Consider the following 16,495-nt stretch of genomic DNA (forward strand, 5'->3'; position numbering starts at 1 on the left):
TATCGAAAGTAATAACGAATCAACGGAGCACTCATATGTATAAGAAACTCATACTCCCACTACTTTTGCTTATCGGGCCTTGGTGCGTAAACGCCCAAACAGATGTTGAACTTAAAAAGGCCTTTGCCGACGCGTTTAAAATAGGTGTTGCCGTAAACCAAGACATAGTGACAGGTAAAAACGCTGCCGCACAGTCTATTATTGCCAAGCAATTTAATACCGTTACCCTTGAAAATGCCATGAAAGCAGAAGTAATTTATCCAGAAAAAGGGCAAGTAGATTTTAGTGGTGCGGATGCGTTTATAGATTTTGCCAAGCAAAATAATATGTTTACCGTAGGCCACACCTTAGTGTGGCATAACCAAACACCTGATTGGTTTTTTACAAATAGCAAAAACGAGCCAAATACTCCAGCACAGCAGTTAGAGCAAATGCGTAAACATATAGAGTTGGTAGCAGGGCGCTACAAAAACAAAGTAGATGCGTGGGATGTAGTAAACGAAGTCATCGCTGATGACGGCTCTTATCGCCCAACTGTGTGGGTTAACCGCGTAGGCGATGGCGATACTATGGTAAAAGCCGCGTTTAAATACGCCCAGCAGTATTCACCGAATACTGAGCTTTACTACAACGACTTTAATGCATGGCGACCAGAAAAAAGAGACGGCATTATTCGGATGATCAAAATGCTGCAAAAAGAAGGTATTCGTATTGATGGCGTTGGCATACAAGCACACTGGGGACTTAACTTCCCAAAAATGGAATACATTGAACAAGCCATTGAGGCATACGCTGCACTGGGTATAAAAGTGATGATCACCGAGCTTGATATAGACGTGCTGCCTTTAACAAAAGAAGGGCAAATTACTGGCAGCGATATGATGAAGCCACAGTTTCAGCTAGAAGAATTTGAAACTTACCTCGACCCATACAAAAAAGGTTTACCCAGCGACGTAGCAGCGCAATTAAACGACCGTTATAAATCGTTATTTGAACTGTTTTACGCAAAACGCGACAAGATTGACCGCGTGACTTTTTGGGGCCTACACGATGGCATGTCATGGAAAAACGATTACCCTATCCCAAACAGAACAAACTACCCATTACTCTGGGACCGTAATTTAAGCCCTAAGCCGATTATTAAAACGATTATCGATGTTAGTCGCTAAATCTCTGTGTAGGTTAAAGCCGAGTATGTTTTTCATGCTCGGCTTTTTTGTGTTTGGTCGGTTTGTCACAAAGAGAAATGAATCAGAAGTGCCTAATGATTTTATTGCTTCATAAAAGTAAGAAAGTGATGAAGTGGCGATTCAGTTTTTTTGGTAAGCGAGCCATCTGCATCTATGGTTTAACATCAATGGTAACCTTATAATCGGCGAGCTAGCTGTTGAGCAAGAAAATAACCAGTGGAAAGTAAGCCTGCTGAAGCGATTATATTAACCACTTAGAGCCCACTTTATTTATCCAAACAATGTATGCCGGTGCAAATGGTTTTTTACTAAAAGAATTTGATGCAGGGAAGCTTGAAACGGCCATTGACATTATGTTCAATGGGGGCATGTTAGTCGCACCTGTATTGTTAAACCAATTAATTAAGTCATGAACAGCTTAATACCTTTGCTGATCCTGATATTGAGTCATTAAGTAAAAGGGAGCGGGCAATCTCAAAGTTGATCGTTGGTGGATATTCAAACAAGAAAATGGCTGAAACAGTTTTTTAGCTGAAGGTACGGTTAAAAACCATGTTTCGAATATACTGGCTAAACTGAATATCCGAGATTGAACCCGTGCAGCGCTTAAAGCCCTCAGTACAAAATTGATTTAATCTACCTAAACCGGTTAGAGGGTAATTCCTTTTCTTTTTGTGCAGGGGCTTTTTTGTCATTTTATGATCGCTAGTGGTTGTGAGTTTTTACTTTGCCAGTTTGAACGTTTCTACCTTTTTTGACTCTATCCAGTCAGTTGTTTTCTGATTAAAACTTTTGAAGTGACTCGTCATTAAATGTTGCTCAAATGCTTTGGCTGACTCGTAGATTTCATACAAAAATACTTCATTGTTGTTTTCTTTGCTCGTGCACACATCAAAGTAATGACATTCAGATTCTAGATCTAAAGAATCTTTCGCTTGTTTATTTACGGCTTCCATAAATTGAGCTTGGAAAGTGTCTTTAACAATGAATTTTACGGTAACTACAAACATAAATTTCCTTAAGGTTTAGTGTTCTGTTTTAGGTGACTTATTTGGCTGTCGGTCAGTAGACGAGGCTGTTTGTTACTAAGCATAAAGGCCAACTTACAGCTTTCTTCCAATTCTTCCATCCCATAGACACAGGCATCAATAGTTTGGGCAGATACAATCGGTCCATGGTTAGCCATGATGACGCCCGCATGCTTTGTTGCGACCTCGCCTACGGCGACTGCCAAACCTGCATCGCCAGGAGCAAAATAGGGCACACAAGCAATCGCCCCTAAGCGCATTGTAAGATACGGCGTATAAGTGGGAACACAGTCAGCTACATTATCTACAGGCAAACATGACCAGGCTGTTGCATAAGAGGAATGCAAATGAATTATGCAGTTGTCTTGGGGGCGTTTATCGTACATGGCCTTGTGTAAGCTAAATTCTTTAGAAGCCTTACTGCCGCGGATCAAATTACCTTGTTGATCGATAACAGACAGCTCGTCTTCTTGTAAAAAACCAAAACACGTATTGGTCGGGGTGATGACCCAGCCACTGTCAATGCGAACACTCATATTCGCTGAGGCGCCAGAGGTTAAGCCGCGCTCGAAAATAGAGCGGGCGTACTGGACGATTTTTTGTTTTGCGGTTTTTTCGTCTATCGACATGTGAGTTTCTCCAGCGCAGATTGAAAAAAGGTTTGATCACCAAAATTACCTGACTTCAATGCAAGATTGATGATTGGTGGTGTTATGGAATGCAATATGGGAACACCGGGGCTGACACTCTGGCCAATTTCGAAAGCAGGTATATCTAAACGCTTTACAATGGCCCCTGAGGTTTCACCGCCAGCAACAATAATATTTTTAAAACCAGCCTTAATACAGTCTTCAGCCAGTTTAGCTAAGGTTCCTTCTAGTAACACTTGGGATTTTTCAAAGCCTATTTCACTTTGTACCTTATCGACCACTTCTTTCGAGGATGTGGTGTAAATTAAGGGGGCTGCAGATTTGTTTTGCAGGGCCCATGCGAGTATCTGCTCATAGGTTTGGCTTTGATTTAACAGTTTAAAAGGGTCAATATAAAGTGCTGGGTGTGCTTGTTTGTAATCAGCCACTTGCCGCTGGGTCATGGCAGAACAGCTACCACTGAGTATTAGTGTCGGCCCATCCGTCTGTTGCGTTGTGTTTTTTACTGAATTAGCTACCCAGCCATATTGAGCAAATTCATGAGTGAGATTGGTAGCTAAACCTGAACCGCCAGTGATGAGGGGGAATGCATCTACATTTCGACCAATGCGTTCTAAATGCTCGGTACTTAAGGTATCCAGTACGATATATCGATAATTTTTCGCCGCTGCACGTAACGCTGCTTTAAAATAGACCTCATCTCCTTCGATACAGTGATAGGGAATGTTTACCGCTTTACCTCGCCCCTGAGCTTCAATGAGCCGCACCACCGAGGAGTCTTGCATAGGCGTTAAAGGGTGATCTTTTAAGGGACTCTCATTTAAGGGAGCATCACCAACAAAAAGGTGGCCCATGTATACCGTTCTGTCATTAACAGGTAGTGCAGGACAAATAATCGTACTTGATAATTTTAATGCATCAAGCAGCGCATCTATTACTGGGCCAATATTACCTTTAGGTGTTGAGTCAAATGTTGAGCAGTATTTAAAGTAGTACTTGCGACAGCCCAATCCTTGCAGCCAGTATAAGGCGGCGAGCGATGTTTCAACTGCATCACTAGCGTCTACAGTACGTGTTTTCAGAGCGACGACTATGGCGTCATAACCCTCTAGCTCAAGTTCAGAATCAAGGGGGAAACGGTTGATCTGTACGGTTTTTAAACCACTATTAACCAGAAAGCTGGCTAAGTCCGAAGCCCCCGTAAAGTCATCAGCAATACAACCGAGAATGGGTTTCTGCAGGTAATTATTCATAACGCATTGTTCCATCTAAATGACGATTACCAAAAAAATATATTGACATCGTAACGTCAGTAAATTTAAATTAATGTATACATTGGAGTTAGATTAACTTATACATTGTTTCTTTTGCAATACTTATCTCTACTAAAATTGCACTTAAATCAGGTTAGAAACGCATATGGTTACCCATACTAGCGATCTATAGGTATAGCTATTTGGCAAGGTAGTGGAGATTAAATTGAGCAGTGAAAGCGACAGAAAAACTTGAAAACACATTGTCAAATGATGATGAACTTCTAATTGTGTAGTTGTGATGATTAAAGCGTGTCGATTAGAAAACACTTACATTTAGTAACTTAGGATGATTGGGGCTAACATGAGCGGTAAAAAACAATTTACAATAACAGTATTTCCAGGTGACGGTATTGGCCATGAGGTCACGCCTCCGTGTCTCGATTTACTGAACAAAGTAGCGGAAAAAGTGGGAGGATTTTCTTTAAATTTCATCTCTTTCGAAGCTGGAGCCGCATACTATAAAAAAACGGGTGTATCTCTTCCCGAAGAAGCTCTTGAACATGCTAAACAATCGGATGCGACATTATTAGCTTGTATGGGGATGCCAAGTATTCGCTATCCAGATGGTAGGGAAATTGCCCCGCAGTTAGAGTTACGCGAAAAGCTTGATCTCTTCGCAGGTGTTCGGCCCGTTAAAACGTTACCTGGCTTACCTTTACCTCTGCAAGACGCGCGAGCTAAAAATCTAGATTTTGTATTAATCCGCGAAAGTACCGAAGGGCTTTTTGCGAGTCGGACAAACTTTATCATTAAAGGTGAAGGAGCCGATGAAGCTGCTTTTGATACACAAAAAATAAGCCGTAAAGGGTGCGAGCGCTTGTTCGATTTTGCGTTTAATTTTGCAAAAGAGAGAAAACGTAAAGGCTATACAGGGAATGTGACCTGTGTGGATAAAGCAAATGTGTTAGGTTCGTTTTATTTTATGCGGCAAATTTTCGATGAAATGGCCAGTAAGCATTCTGATATAGAAGCAGACCATGTATATGTCGATGCAGCAGCGCTGCAGATGGTTAGCAAACCATGGATTTTCGATGTCATGGTAACTGAAAATATGTTTGGTGACATTCTATCTGATCTCGGTGCTGGGCTGATGGGCGGTATGGGCATGGCCCCGTCTGCTGATATTGGTGAAAACAATGCTGTTTTTCAACCATGTCATGGCAGTGCCCCAGACATTATTGGCCAGGGTAAAGCGAACCCTACTGCAATGTTTTTGTCCGGCGCGTTAATGCTGGATTGGTTGGGGACTCAATATGATAACGCGGCAGCAATTCAGGCTGGTCTCTTAATAAATACAGCCGTTGAAAATGCCTACGCAAGTTCGAATATTTTGCCTTATGAACTAGGTGGTGCCTGTGGAACTGATACGATCACGCGCAGTATTATGGATGAGTTAGATAAGCTATAAACCGCAGCTAAGACTAATGATTGATTGTTCACAAACATCACTAGCCATTGACATCGCAAAGTATTCACTTAGGGAACGACACGGGGAATTAATATGTTAAGAACCTTACTCATATCTTTATTTTCTTTTTTATTTGTTAGCGCAGGGGCAGATGCAAAACAGCGCTATCCAAAACGACCGATTACAACGACTGTCGTTTGGTCTGCTGGTGGCGGCACTGACGCGGCAAATCGAGTGATTATGGCTGAAATGTCGAAAGAACTCGGTGTGCGGATCAATGTGACGAATATGACGGGTGGCATCTCAGGTTCAATAGGCATGAGTTCTACTTTAAGGAAACGCCCTGATGGATATAATTTGGTTGGCCTAGCAAGCTCAAATGTATCTGCAGCGGTTAATGGTGGATGGGGAGAGAAATTCGAGGTGTGGTATCCCTTTATAGTGGGTAGTTCTCCAGATGTTATATCCGTTAAAATGGATTCTCCTTACCATTCACTTGCCGAGTTGATCGCAGCGGCTAAATCCGCTCCCGGCAGTTTCAGTGCAGGCGCCGGTGGCTTGGGTAGTAATCATCATCTACATTTACTGGAACTCAGTAAAATTGCAGACATAGATATCAGTTTTATCCCTTATCCGGGTTCAGCTCCATCGCAAACTGCGGTGATAACCGGCGAGGTTGATTTCGTCATAACCTCCATGGCAGAACAATCCCAATTAATACGAGGCAACAAATTAAGACCCCTAGCTATGCTGCATCCAGAAGCCTTTGAGATGCATGATGGCAAGAAAATTCCTAGTGCCTTTGTGGATTTTCCTGAGTTGTCTAAACATCTACCTATTAGTCAAGCCATTGGTTTTGCAGTGAATAATCAGGCTTCAGCAGAGGTTAAAAGTCAACTCGCTTCAGCCTTTAAAAAGGCGATGGCTTCACCTGTACTCAAAGACTGGGCACGGCAGAACTACTATGAGTTAAGCGGTGTGTATGGTGAGGCTGCACAGCAAGAGTTTGCTCGCTTAGAGTCGCTTTTTGCTTGGTCATTAGAAGCCCTAAATGCCAGCAAGGTGTCACCCGAAACACTCAATATTCCGCGACCTAATTGATATGAAGCAGGAAATTCAGATTAGCACGGAAATGGACGAGAAGAGTCGTACATTAGCTCGTGCAAATTTTAAAGTAGGGTTAGTGGTTTTTATCATTTGTGTTGTATTTTTTGTGCATACTTTATCCTTTCCGATGACAGGCTCGTACGGTGGTGTAGAAAATCAGTGGTATGTGTCTCCCGCCTTATTTCCACTATCGGTGCTGAGTATATTGATCCTATTGAGCGGGATAATGATCATCAAGGTGTGGAAGGAGTGTGATTATTTCAGTTCACTAACCGTGCAAAGTGTCAATGCAGCTAGCATGGATAGTAAAACTCAAGATAAATGGTACGTCATCACGCTTTTGTGTGTGTATATTTACGTCTACATTCCCTCGGCGGATTTTTACTTAGTAACCTGTCTGTTCCTGTTATCGCTCATGCTGAGGTTTTACCTGAAGCTTACTGGATTGTGGCGTGGTGTATTATATGTGCACATCCCGCTAGCTATCGTCCTGCTTAGTGTTCGCAGTATACATAGCGATGTTTTTAGTTGGTTTTTAGTTAGTAGTATTGTTGATGAGCAGCATATTTTGATTAACGACTTATGTTGTGCTGCGGCCTTAGGTTTGCAGCTATTCGCCAGTGTGATTCGTTTAAAGCCTGAGCCAGCTAAGGTGCTGAGAGTGTGGATATACAGCTTATTGATTCCCCTGATACTAATCTGTGTTTTTAGTTTTTTACTCTATGTACCAATGCCTGTTGAATATGGCAGTGTTTCGAGTTTTCTGAATTATCTCGTTTACGATGTTCTAGGGATTTGACAGCTATGATTGACCAGTTTTTACAGTTCTTTAGTATTCTTTTTAACTTAGTCTCACAGCCCAGTAATTTACTCATACTTTTTGCTTCTAGTTTTATCGGGATTTTGTTTGGTGCGATGCCTGGATTAACGGCCACCTTAGGTATCGCATTGCTGACAACGCTGACCTATAGTCTCAACACAGATACCGCTCTTATTTCGTTGTTGGGCATGTACGTGGGAGCGGTTTACGGAGGGTCTTACCCAGCTATTCTATTAAATATTCCAGGCACCCCCGCTGCTGCTGCTACAGCGCTAGACGGATACCCTATGGCTAAACGCGGCGAAGGGGCAAAAGCATTAGGTTTAACCACTACCGCATCGCTGATTGGTACACTTATTGGGCTGGTCTTCTTAGTGGTTTTATCTCCCGCTATTGCTACTGTCGCCCTGCAGTTCACATCTTGGGAATTTTTCTTATTGGCTTTGTTCGGTATTATTATTAGTGGCTCTATTACTAGTCAAGATCTTGTTATAAAAGGCTGGATAACAGGTTTCTTGGGGTTGTTATTATCCACCATAGGGCGTGATTCACTGCAGTACTTTCCGCGCTATACCTTCGAGCAAAGTCAGCTCGACAGTGGACTTGAAATAGTACCTGTATTGATTGGCGTATTTGGTATACCTCAAGTTATCCGTGTCTTGAGTGATAGAGATACATTGGGTAAGCCCTCGAAATTATCCAGAGTGTTACCCGAGCTTGCTGCCATCAAGCGTAATATTAAGCATATATTTCGCTCAGCTGGTGTCGGTGTTGGTATTGGTTCAGTGCCTGGCATTGGAGAAGATATTGCAGGGTGGGTGAGTTATAGTGCGGCTAAAAAAACATCAACTCCTGAAGAGCAAAAGAAATTTGGCCATGGGTCCGAAGCAGCCATCGTTTCATCTGAGACCGCTAATAACGCCTGTGTAGGTGGGGCATTGATCCCTCTGCTAACCTTGGGCATACCTGGTAGCCCGCCAGCAGCCATGTTATTGGGGGCTTTACTATTGCATGGCATTACCCCAGGGCCAACCATTGAGATTGATCATCCCAATTTTCTATTAGAGGTAACGGCCATCCTTGTACTGGCGTCTTTGGCGATGTGGGCCAATGGTATGTTACTAGCAAAACAAGTACTAAAGCTATTGCAGGTGCCCCCCCCCTTATTTATTCCTGTGGTAGGTGCGCTTTGTGTGCTGGGCGCCTATTCCTTAGGTATTAATATTTTTAATCTTTACATAATGCTGCCGGTGGGTATTTGTGCCTACTTTTTAAGTGAAATGAAGTTTCCCTTAGCTCCTCTAGTGATCGGGTTGGTGCTGGGTAGCATGGCAGATGAGAGCCTTAGGCGCGCTTTGATGTTATCTGAGGGATCCTTTTGGCCTTTATTTGAGCGACCCGTTGCCGTAATTTTACTGCTTATCATTGTGTCTTTTTGCATAATTCAGATCCCTTTGATTCGACGTGGTGGCAATGCATTTATGAACCGCTTTTTTAGACGTACCGCTCGTCAGTAGGCGACATACAAACTCAAGGTGTTGTAAAAGATGAATAACGTATTGCGAGTAGCCTGTTCAGGCACAGGGTATTTTAGTCAATTTCATTATGAAGCATGGAATCGGCTGGATAAGGTCAAACTTGTGGGGCTATGTAACCGAGACCTAGAGAAAGCCAAGCATTTCGCTCAGACTTACAAAATTGAGCATTATTATCAGAACTTAGAAGTGATGCTGCGCGAACTGAAACCAGATTTTTTGGATATTATTACCCCCCCCGTAACCCATCTTGAGGCTGTGACTGTAGCTGCCAAGTTGGGGATAGATGTATGTTGTCAAAAGCCATTTGGTGAAAACTTCGAGCAGGCTAAGCAAATGGTGACAATAGCAAAAGACGCGGGGATTAAACTAGTTATTCACGAGAATTTTCGTTTTATGCCTTGGATCCGTAAAGCCAAAGAGGTGATTGATAGTGGAGTTTTAGGACAGATATTAAATGTGCAATTTAATCTTCGACCGGGCGATGGTCAGGGGAAAGATGCCTACTTAGCACGACAGGCTTATTTTCAAGAAATGCCTAAGTTTTTGATCCACGAAACGGGTATACACATAGTGGACGTTTTCCGCTATTTTTTTGGTGAACCTCACTCTGTTTATGCCCAACTTCGTCGTTGTAATCCTGTGATAAAAGGGGAAGACGCGGGTATAGTTATTTTTCAATTCGCCCACAACTTGCAAGCTGTCTTAGATGGTAATCGGTTATTAGATCATAGCAGTTCTAATACTCGTCGTACAATGGGAGAGTGCCAAGTCGAAGGAACACAGGGGACCTTAAACATTGATGGGGAAGGGCGAATATGGCTGCGAAAAATAAACGAGAAAATAAGTAACGAATTACCTTACATGTGGCAAGACGCAAATTTTGGTGGGGACTGTGTTTACCAAACGATAAAGCATATTGTGCAGCACTACCTCCAAGACACGCCATTGGAAAATCAAGGATTCGAATACTTACACAATATTTTAGTTGAACAGGCTATTTATCAGTCTCATGAGCAGCGTAGCTGCATTGATTTGCCGCTGCAGGCGAGTATTGAGGTAACACCATGAGCACTATGTCGATAAATGACGCGCAGTTTATCGGTTCGGGGCTGGTGCGACCTGAATGTGTGCTAGCAACCAAAGCTGGGAATTTATATGTATCTGATTTTCGTGGCGGTGTCACCAAAATCTCATCGACTGGACAGGTGCAATTTATTGGGGGAGAAGACGTAGAGGGGCTCGGCAAACTCAAACCCAATGGCATTTGCATGTTAGCAGATGGTAGTTTTTTGGTGGCTCACCTTGGAGATGATAGCGGTGGCATTTATCGTGTCTATCGTGATAACAAGATAGAACCCTTTTTAACCGAAGTTGAGGGGCAAGCCCTGCCCCCTACCAATTTTATTTTACTTGATCATCAAGAACGTCTTTGGATAACTGTTAGCACACGTCAGTCACCGAGAGCAAAAGGTTATAGGCGTGATGTGGCTGACGGTTTCATCGTGTTGGTGGATGGCTATGGGCCGCGAATTGTGGCTGATAACATTGGTTATACAAATGAGGTCTGCGTCACGCCAGATGGTAAAACCCTTTATGCAAATGCGACCTTTGCTCGTCAAACGCTCGCCTTTGATATAGATGAAAATAATAATCTTGGTAATCGACGTATCGTTGCCCAGTACCAAAAGGGAATTTTCCCCGATGGGCTGACGATGGATGAAAGTGGCTTTCTATGGATAACCAGTATTGTCAGCAATAGTATTCTAAGGGTCGATCCAAAAACGTCTCAAGTGGATCTTATGATGCAAGATGTAGAAGAACGTCATGTCAACTGGGTTGAAGACGCCTTCATTCAGGGGGCAATGAACAGTAGCCATCTGAGTACTGCACAAAGTAAGGTTTTTAAGAATATTAGCTCCTTAGCATTTGGTGGTTTGGATCGCCGCACTCTGTATCTTGGGTGTTTGTTGGGGGAAGCCGTCGCCGTTTTATACGGAGCTGTGACAGGGGTGGCTCCAGCACATTGGAATTTTGACTCAGATACTGAGTACACTATAGCTAAAAAAGTTTAGATAATTGGTTAACTAAGCTTCAGAATATATTAATAACCAGAGATCTTTGTAACTTGGTTTCTCAGCGGCTGTTCAGTGGTATAACGTTGCAAGTTTTCCAATGCTACGTCCCGCCAAGCCTCAATCACCTGATCGTATGTCCCTCCTAGGTGAGGTGTGATCAATAAGTTGTCAAGAGTCCATAAAGGCGAGTCTTTGCTTAGTGGCTCTTGGGTACACACGTCTATGCCTGCCCCAAAAAGCACACCTGTTGTTAGCGCGTTTGCGAGTTCATCTTCATTTACTGCATTACCTCTTCCAATATTAAAAAAGAAAGCAGGTTTTTTCATACAGGCAAAAAAACGGCTGTCAAATAGGTGATTAGTTTGTGTCGTTCTGGGTAGGCATGAAACTACAATGTTGGCTTTTAGGGCTACCTGGTTTAAATCAGCTAAGGGGTAAACTTCATCCACATTGACGTTGGTTTTGCTTGGATCTCGTCTTATGCCAATAACATAGGCACCAAATGCTTTTAGGCGCGTCGCGATGGCTATTCCAACCGAGCCAAGCCCAACAAGTAGTACCGTTTTACCTCGAATTTGGAATAAAGAGTCACACTCAGCCAAACTAATCTGCTGCCAAGAAGCCTTTTGTTGATTTCTCACAGCGGTTGGAATGCCGCGTAATACCCCCAACAACAAGGCCATTAGATGGTCTGCAACTACATCAAAATGGCCATCAGAACAATTGGTCAGCAAAAAAGGTCTATGCACTAAATCAGGCTGGTTTTGTAGCCATTCTACACCGGTACCAAATTGTTGAAACCATTTTAAATTAGGTAATAGCGACAAATATTCACGGGGGAAATCACCAAGTACAATCTCTATTTCATTAATATGCTTGTGTATTTTTTCTATGTCGGTAGTCACTAATACTTCTCTCTTGCCAGCATACTTCATCAATGTATTATGAGATTGTGCATCCATAAATCGATCTTCAATCCACATGATTATTTTGCTCATAAATTTCTACCTTCTTTATTTGAAAACCATGCACGATTTAATTTGTAAAAATGCAACAAACCAAAAGCAACTAAAGCACCTATGGCAGGACTTGCTGCAAAAATAGTCACAATACCATTCTTGGCTGCCTCAGTTTGTATAATATTAGCTTGGTAACCATAAGAACTTAATAACCAACCAGTTAACGCACCGCCAATTGCAATACCAAATTTCAAGCTTAATAAATGTCCAGATATACTCATTGCCATCGGCCCATTGCCCTTTTTCTCTCTACCATAATCGACAGTATCAGGGATAGTAGAAAACAATATAGGGATAAAAATCATATGAAAAAACTGAGTCATAAAATTAATCATAAACGCAACGTATATCATATCCGTCGGCACATTGAGTAGAATGAAATTTGTTGCCGCAACGCCCAAACATGCAAATTTCATGAGCTTAACTTTACATATTTTTTTGGTTACCCAACTAGTAAACATGGCACCACATATACCACCAATCATACTGGTTGTTACAAAGGTTGATACGAGCGATTCTTGGCCAAGATAATAAGTAACATAATACGGCATAACACCACCACGCATGGCCACGGTTACTAATAAGGAAAATGTCACTGTAGCCATAACCCACCATTGGTCATTACGTAAAACGGCGAATATATCACTTTTAATGGTTACTTTTTTGGTGACTTCTATTACACGCTCTTTTGTATAGGAAAAGCATGCTATAAAACATAAAATTGCAATAATTGAAAGTACAACCATGGCTAGCGAGAACCCTAGCTGTTTATTACCTTCACCAAAATAAGAAACCATTGGTAATGTTAAAGCCGCAACGATAACGCCGCCTACTTTAGCCATTGCAAAACGCCAAGCTTGAACTGATGCTCGCTCTTGTGTGTCTCGCGTTAAGATCCCTCCAAGTGCCGAATATGGAATGTTAATAGCGGTGTAAGCTGTCATCATTAATGCGTAAGTAATATAAGCATAAATTAACTTATTTGACTCATTCGTATCAGGTGTTGTGAAGGCTAACACTGCTAGAATTCCATAGGGAATAGCCATCCATAAAAGATAAGGGCGATAACGTCCCCAACGAGATTTGGTTCTGTCAGCTAACGCACCCATTAACGGATCGGTAATAGCGTCAAATACTCTAACTACCAACATCAATGTGCCAGCAGCAGCGGCAGATATACCAAAAACATCGGTGTAAAAAAACATCATATAAATGATTACTACTTGAAAAACGATATTGCTACCTGTATCTCCAAGTCCGTAAGCTAACTTTTCTTTTGTTGTTAGTTTAACTTTGGATCCCATGTCACCTTTTCCTTTACGTGAATAATTATTATTGGCACGTATCTGTACCGCTCGTTTAGTTGGTTGGCGTGGCCAGTTATATTATTGAAAATCTATTCTTGGTCTATCCATGTGACTATGTCCTTAGGGAAAACAGGCTCCCAGTTACTGCTGGGCTATCAAGTATTCCACTTGCTGACACTCCGCTGGTTATAAATAAGCTGTCTAACCCACTGATAGTTCAGCAGGGGGTTAGACATAATGATCGCAAACTAAGATTGCTTCACTGGCGAAGCGGTAAAACAACCGTTAATTCGACGGACTATTTTGCGCGGATTTTCGTCTGCTAATTCTGGGGGTAACAAGTAAGCAGGCGTATCTTGGTAGGCAACAAATTTAGCAAATCGATGAATTGCGTCAATGCCGACACTGGTTGATGCCCCATTTGACGAAGCGGGATAGGGACCACCATGATGCTGTGAACCACAAACTTCAACGCCAGTAGGAAAACCATTAAATATAATTCTGCCGGCTTTTTGCTCTAATACCGGCAGTAGCTCCGCAATAAGCCCTTGGTCTTGTTCGGTGGCATGGATTGAAGAGGTAAGGTTTCCTTTTAGTACATTGGCCACTGCTAACATTTGCTGTTCATTGTCACATTCGACAAGCAAAGTTGCGGGGCCAAATATTTCGTTTTGCATAGCCTCATTATTTAAGAATGCGGTAGCGGATGTACTAAGCAATATACTTGCGGGCATTAGAGGCTCGAGCAAGGCATTATCTTTTTTATTGAGCCATTGAACATCATTGTAAGCGATGAAATCTTTTACTCCTGCAACAAAGGCAGTGCCGATGTTTTTATTCAACATCGGAGTTTTGGGTTGACTATTAAGTCCTTGAGTGAAAGCCTCAATAAAGTCGGGGTGCTTTTCAATTACAATGATTCCTGGTGATGTGCAGAATTGGCCTGTGCCCATGCATACTGACGCGGCAAGTTTAGTTGCTAAGTTATTTGCGTCTTGTTGCAGCACCTTGTGGGTGAAAAACATTGGGTTAGTGCTACCCATTTCTGCAAATACGGGAATAGGCGTATCCCGTTTAGCCGCCGCGTTCATGATGGCACGGCCACCTTGCAAAGAGCCGGTAAAACCAACGCCTTGGATCAAAGGATCTGTGACTAATTGCTCAGACAGCGAAATCTCGTTGCCTTGCAGCAAGGAAAATACACCATTGGGCATGCCACATTTAGTGATGGCCTTGTCAATTGCACGGGCTAAAAGGGCGTTTGTTGTTGGATGAGTAGGGTGCCCTTTTAATACCACGGTGTTACCAGCCGCTAATGCTGATATGGTATCACCACCAAGTGCGCCAAATGCAAAAGGGAAATTAGATGCACCAAACACCGCAATAGGTCCTATGGGCTTTAGCATCTTACGCAGGTCTGGTTTGGGTAGTGGTTGCCTTTGTGGCTCAGCCGTATCAATGCTAGCTTGAACCCAACTGCTGTCTTTTACGATTTTAGCAAATGCGTTAATTTGGTTGAGAGTACGAGCTCGCTCACCGGTTAATCTTGGTATACCTAGGCCACATTCTTCGTTGCACAAGGTAAGTAAATCGTCGCCTAAAGCTTGGATTTCTTCAGCAATGGTGCTTAAAAATTCACTGCGTTTTATAGGGCTTATACGTGAGAATTGCAAAAACGCCGACCATGCGGCATGAGTTGCTGTAGTTACTTCCTGTGTTTGACAGTTGTAAAATGGGCTTAAAAGCTCTGAAGTAACTGGGTTTTGTGCGCAAAAAGCTGGCCCAGTTGGGGAAACCCATTCACCGGCTATGTAAGACTGTTGATTGACTTGGGTCATAGTTCGACTCCTATATTAAGTTGCGTTGTGCGAGGTTATTCATTAAGACACTGATACCAAATTCCCAAGGCGGAATTTCATTTGAAAAGTGCACCGTGTTGACCAAAGAGCCGAGCTTTTGTGCTGAAATGCTAACGATGTCGCCGGGCTTATGGGTGAAACCTTTGTCTTTTTCGTCTCTGTCTTGTGTAGGAGTAAACAACGTGCCTGTGAACAAGGCCAATCCATCGGGATATTGATGGCAATCAGAAATCGTTTGAGAAACTAAATCTTCAATGTCGCGACTGATTTTTGTCATGTCATTAGTCGCATTAAGTTGATAGTCATCTTGTATTCCACTAACACTAAGTTTTACCTGAGCGGATTTAAGCTGGGTGAGGGTAAAAGTGTTATCAAATAATCTAATGATGGGGCCAATTGCGCAGGAAGCATTGTTGTCCTTTGCTTTACCTAATAACAAAGCGCTACGACCTTCAATATCGCGCAGGTTAACATCATTCCCTAGGGTGGCACCGACTATTTTTCCTCGGCTGTTTATCGCTAAAACAATTTCCGGCTCCGGATTATTCCAAGTTGATATGGGGTGAATACCTATTTCTGCGCCAAAACCAACGGAAGAAAGCGGTTGTGCTTTAGTGAAAACCTCAGCATAAGGGCCAATGCCAACCTCAAGGTATTGTGACCACATATTTTCTTTTATCAGTACTCGTTTTAACTCTTCTGCGGCTACTGAACCAGGTACTAAATTATCAACCGACGTACCTAGAGTATGAGTGATTTTATCGCGTATTGTTTTTGCTACATGTGGATCGCCTCCGGCTTTTTCTTCTATTACGCGTTCAAGCATGGAGCCCACAAATGTCACACCGCATGCTTTAATCGCTTGTAAATCAAAAGGTGATAGCAAGTGCAGGTAGCTTTTATCTAATGGTTTGTCTAGTGAGTTGTTAAAGAGTGCTTCAACACTACCCAGATAGGGCAAAGCCATATCTTCTAAGTCAGCTTTAGTTATGCTTTTTTCTATTAATGCGGAACAGGTGGGGGCTAAATTTGACAAGTCATAAACGCCCGATTGTGATAACCAAACCGGCGCTGGACCAGCAACAGCATTGTTAGACGAAGTTGGTAGCCATGCCCTCGCAATCAATGTGCCTGCAAACCCGTCTTCGGGTAGATATTTTTCTATGTTCATTTAAGTA

14 protein-coding genes and 1 pseudogene are annotated in these 16,495 nt (G+C 42.5%); 8 read left to right on the top strand and 7 right to left on the bottom strand.

Annotation, left to right across the window (positions count from 1 at the left end):
• The first annotated feature begins 35 nt into the window (after positions 1 to 35).
• Both KO530_RS19645 and KO530_RS22255 read left to right on the top strand, forming a co-directional pair.
• Entirely contained in the window at positions 36 to 1,169 is a 1,134-nt protein-coding gene (locus tag KO530_RS19645) for an endo-1,4-beta-xylanase (protein ID WP_216050152.1), read from the top strand.
• Positions 1,170 to 1,717: 548 nt separating this feature from the next.
• Positions 1,718 to 1,783 (top strand): annotated as a pseudogene (locus KO530_RS22255) (LuxR C-terminal-related transcriptional regulator); the annotation flags it as partial.
• 129 nt (positions 1,784 to 1,912) lie between these two features.
• On the opposite strand, the gene KO530_RS19655 reads toward KO530_RS22255, so the two are convergent.
• The 3 genes from KO530_RS19655 to otnK are packed head-to-tail and all read right to left on the bottom strand — an operon-like array spanning position 1,913 to position 4,121.
• Positions 1,913 to 2,200, bottom strand: a complete 288-nt coding sequence (locus KO530_RS19655; protein ID WP_216050153.1) for a putative quinol monooxygenase — start codon at positions 2,198 to 2,200, stop codon at positions 1,913 to 1,915.
• 8 nt (positions 2,201 to 2,208) lie between these two features.
• Entirely contained in the window at positions 2,209 to 2,847 is a 639-nt protein-coding gene (locus KO530_RS19660) for a class II aldolase/adducin family protein (protein WP_216050154.1), read from the bottom strand.
• Positions 2,838 to 4,121, bottom strand: a complete 1,284-nt coding sequence (gene otnK / locus KO530_RS19665; RefSeq protein WP_216050155.1) for a 3-oxo-tetronate kinase — start codon at positions 4,119 to 4,121, stop codon at positions 2,838 to 2,840. Before otnK ends, KO530_RS19660 begins: the two co-directional genes overlap by 10 nt.
• A gap of 364 nt (positions 4,122 to 4,485) precedes the next feature.
• On the opposite strand from otnK, the gene KO530_RS19670 reads away from it, so the two are divergent.
• From KO530_RS19670 to KO530_RS19695, 6 genes are all read left to right on the top strand, one after another.
• Positions 4,486 to 5,592 carry an isocitrate/isopropylmalate dehydrogenase family protein gene (locus KO530_RS19670; protein WP_216050156.1) on the top strand — a complete coding sequence of 369 codons (1,107 nt, stop codon included), beginning with the start codon at positions 4,486 to 4,488 and terminating at the stop codon, positions 5,590 to 5,592.
• Positions 5,593 to 5,685: 93 nt separating this feature from the next.
• Entirely contained in the window at positions 5,686 to 6,693 is a 1,008-nt protein-coding gene (locus KO530_RS19675) for a tripartite tricarboxylate transporter substrate binding protein (RefSeq protein ID WP_216050157.1), read from the top strand.
• 1 nt (position 6,694) lies between these two features.
• Entirely contained in the window at positions 6,695 to 7,498 is an 804-nt protein-coding gene (locus KO530_RS19680) for a hypothetical protein (RefSeq protein WP_216050158.1), read from the top strand.
• Positions 7,499 to 7,503: 5 nt separating this feature from the next.
• Positions 7,504 to 9,036: a tripartite tricarboxylate transporter permease gene (locus KO530_RS19685; RefSeq protein WP_216050159.1), complete on the top strand. Its 1,533-nt coding sequence runs from the start codon at positions 7,504 to 7,506 to the stop codon at positions 9,034 to 9,036.
• A 30-nt stretch (positions 9,037 to 9,066) separates the two neighbouring features.
• Positions 9,067 to 10,125 carry a Gfo/Idh/MocA family protein gene (locus KO530_RS19690; RefSeq protein ID WP_216050160.1) on the top strand — a complete coding sequence of 353 codons (1,059 nt, stop codon included), beginning with the start codon at positions 9,067 to 9,069 and terminating at the stop codon, positions 10,123 to 10,125.
• A complete protein-coding gene (locus tag KO530_RS19695) occupies positions 10,122 to 11,129 on the top strand; it encodes an SMP-30/gluconolactonase/LRE family protein (protein WP_216050161.1) in 1,008 nt (335 codons plus the stop codon). The genes KO530_RS19690 and KO530_RS19695 overlap by 4 nt, the downstream gene beginning before the upstream one ends.
• A gap of 29 nt (positions 11,130 to 11,158) precedes the next feature.
• On the opposite strand, the gene KO530_RS19700 is transcribed toward KO530_RS19695, so the two are convergent.
• The 4 genes from KO530_RS19700 to KO530_RS19715 all read right to left on the bottom strand — a co-directional run bounded on the left by KO530_RS19700 (position 11,159) and on the right by KO530_RS19715 (position 16,488).
• Positions 11,159 to 12,130, bottom strand: coding sequence for a D-2-hydroxyacid dehydrogenase (locus KO530_RS19700; protein WP_216050162.1), 972 nt, complete (start codon positions 12,128 to 12,130; stop codon positions 11,159 to 11,161).
• Entirely contained in the window at positions 12,127 to 13,455 is a 1,329-nt protein-coding gene (locus KO530_RS19705) for an MFS transporter (RefSeq protein ID WP_216050163.1), read from the bottom strand. The genes KO530_RS19700 and KO530_RS19705 overlap by 4 nt, the downstream gene beginning before the upstream one ends.
• A gap of 251 nt (positions 13,456 to 13,706) precedes the next feature.
• Complete coding sequence (locus KO530_RS19710) at positions 13,707 to 15,296, bottom strand: aldehyde dehydrogenase (NADP(+)) (RefSeq protein WP_216050164.1); 1,590 nt, start codon at positions 15,294 to 15,296, stop codon at positions 13,707 to 13,709.
• A gap of 10 nt (positions 15,297 to 15,306) precedes the next feature.
• Complete coding sequence (locus KO530_RS19715) at positions 15,307 to 16,488, bottom strand: fumarylacetoacetate hydrolase family protein (RefSeq protein WP_216050165.1); 1,182 nt, start codon at positions 16,486 to 16,488, stop codon at positions 15,307 to 15,309.
• Between the last annotated feature and the right edge of the window lie 7 nt (positions 16,489 to 16,495).

This window comes from Aliiglaciecola lipolytica, from assembly GCF_018860635.1.
Lineage (GTDB): Bacteria > Pseudomonadota > Gammaproteobacteria > Enterobacterales > Alteromonadaceae > Aliiglaciecola > Aliiglaciecola lipolytica_A.

Excerpts from the sequence above, each read along its gene's own strand:
- KO530_RS19660 (WP_216050154.1), bottom strand. The coding sequence starts at position 2,847 with ATGTCGATAGACGAAAAAACCGCAAAACAAAAAATCGTCCAGTACGCC.
- KO530_RS19690 (WP_216050160.1), top strand. The coding sequence starts at position 9,067 with ATGAATAACGTATTGCGAGTAGCCTGTTCAGGCACAGGGTATTTTAGT.
- KO530_RS19675 (WP_216050157.1), top strand. The coding sequence starts at position 5,686 with ATGTTAAGAACCTTACTCATATCTTTATTTTCTTTTTTATTTGTTAGC.
- KO530_RS19705 (WP_216050163.1), bottom strand. The coding sequence starts at position 13,455 with ATGGGATCCAAAGTTAAACTAACAACAAAAGAAAAGTTAGCTTACGGA.
- KO530_RS19710 (WP_216050164.1), bottom strand. The coding sequence starts at position 15,296 with ATGACCCAAGTCAATCAACAGTCTTACATAGCCGGTGAATGGGTTTCC.
- KO530_RS19685 (WP_216050159.1), top strand. The coding sequence starts at position 7,504 with ATGATTGACCAGTTTTTACAGTTCTTTAGTATTCTTTTTAACTTAGTC.
- KO530_RS19700 (WP_216050162.1), bottom strand. The coding sequence starts at position 12,130 with ATGAGCAAAATAATCATGTGGATTGAAGATCGATTTATGGATGCACAA.
- KO530_RS19695 (WP_216050161.1), top strand. The coding sequence starts at position 10,122 with ATGAGCACTATGTCGATAAATGACGCGCAGTTTATCGGTTCGGGGCTG.
- otnK (WP_216050155.1), bottom strand. The coding sequence starts at position 4,121 with ATGAATAATTACCTGCAGAAACCCATTCTCGGTTGTATTGCTGATGAC.
- KO530_RS19645 (WP_216050152.1), top strand. The coding sequence starts at position 36 with ATGTATAAGAAACTCATACTCCCACTACTTTTGCTTATCGGGCCTTGG.
- KO530_RS19655 (WP_216050153.1), bottom strand. The coding sequence starts at position 2,200 with ATGTTTGTAGTTACCGTAAAATTCATTGTTAAAGACACTTTCCAAGCT.
- KO530_RS19680 (WP_216050158.1), top strand. The coding sequence starts at position 6,695 with ATGAAGCAGGAAATTCAGATTAGCACGGAAATGGACGAGAAGAGTCGT.
- KO530_RS19670 (WP_216050156.1), top strand. The coding sequence starts at position 4,486 with ATGAGCGGTAAAAAACAATTTACAATAACAGTATTTCCAGGTGACGGT.
- KO530_RS19715 (WP_216050165.1), bottom strand. The coding sequence starts at position 16,488 with ATGAACATAGAAAAATATCTACCCGAAGACGGGTTTGCAGGCACATTG.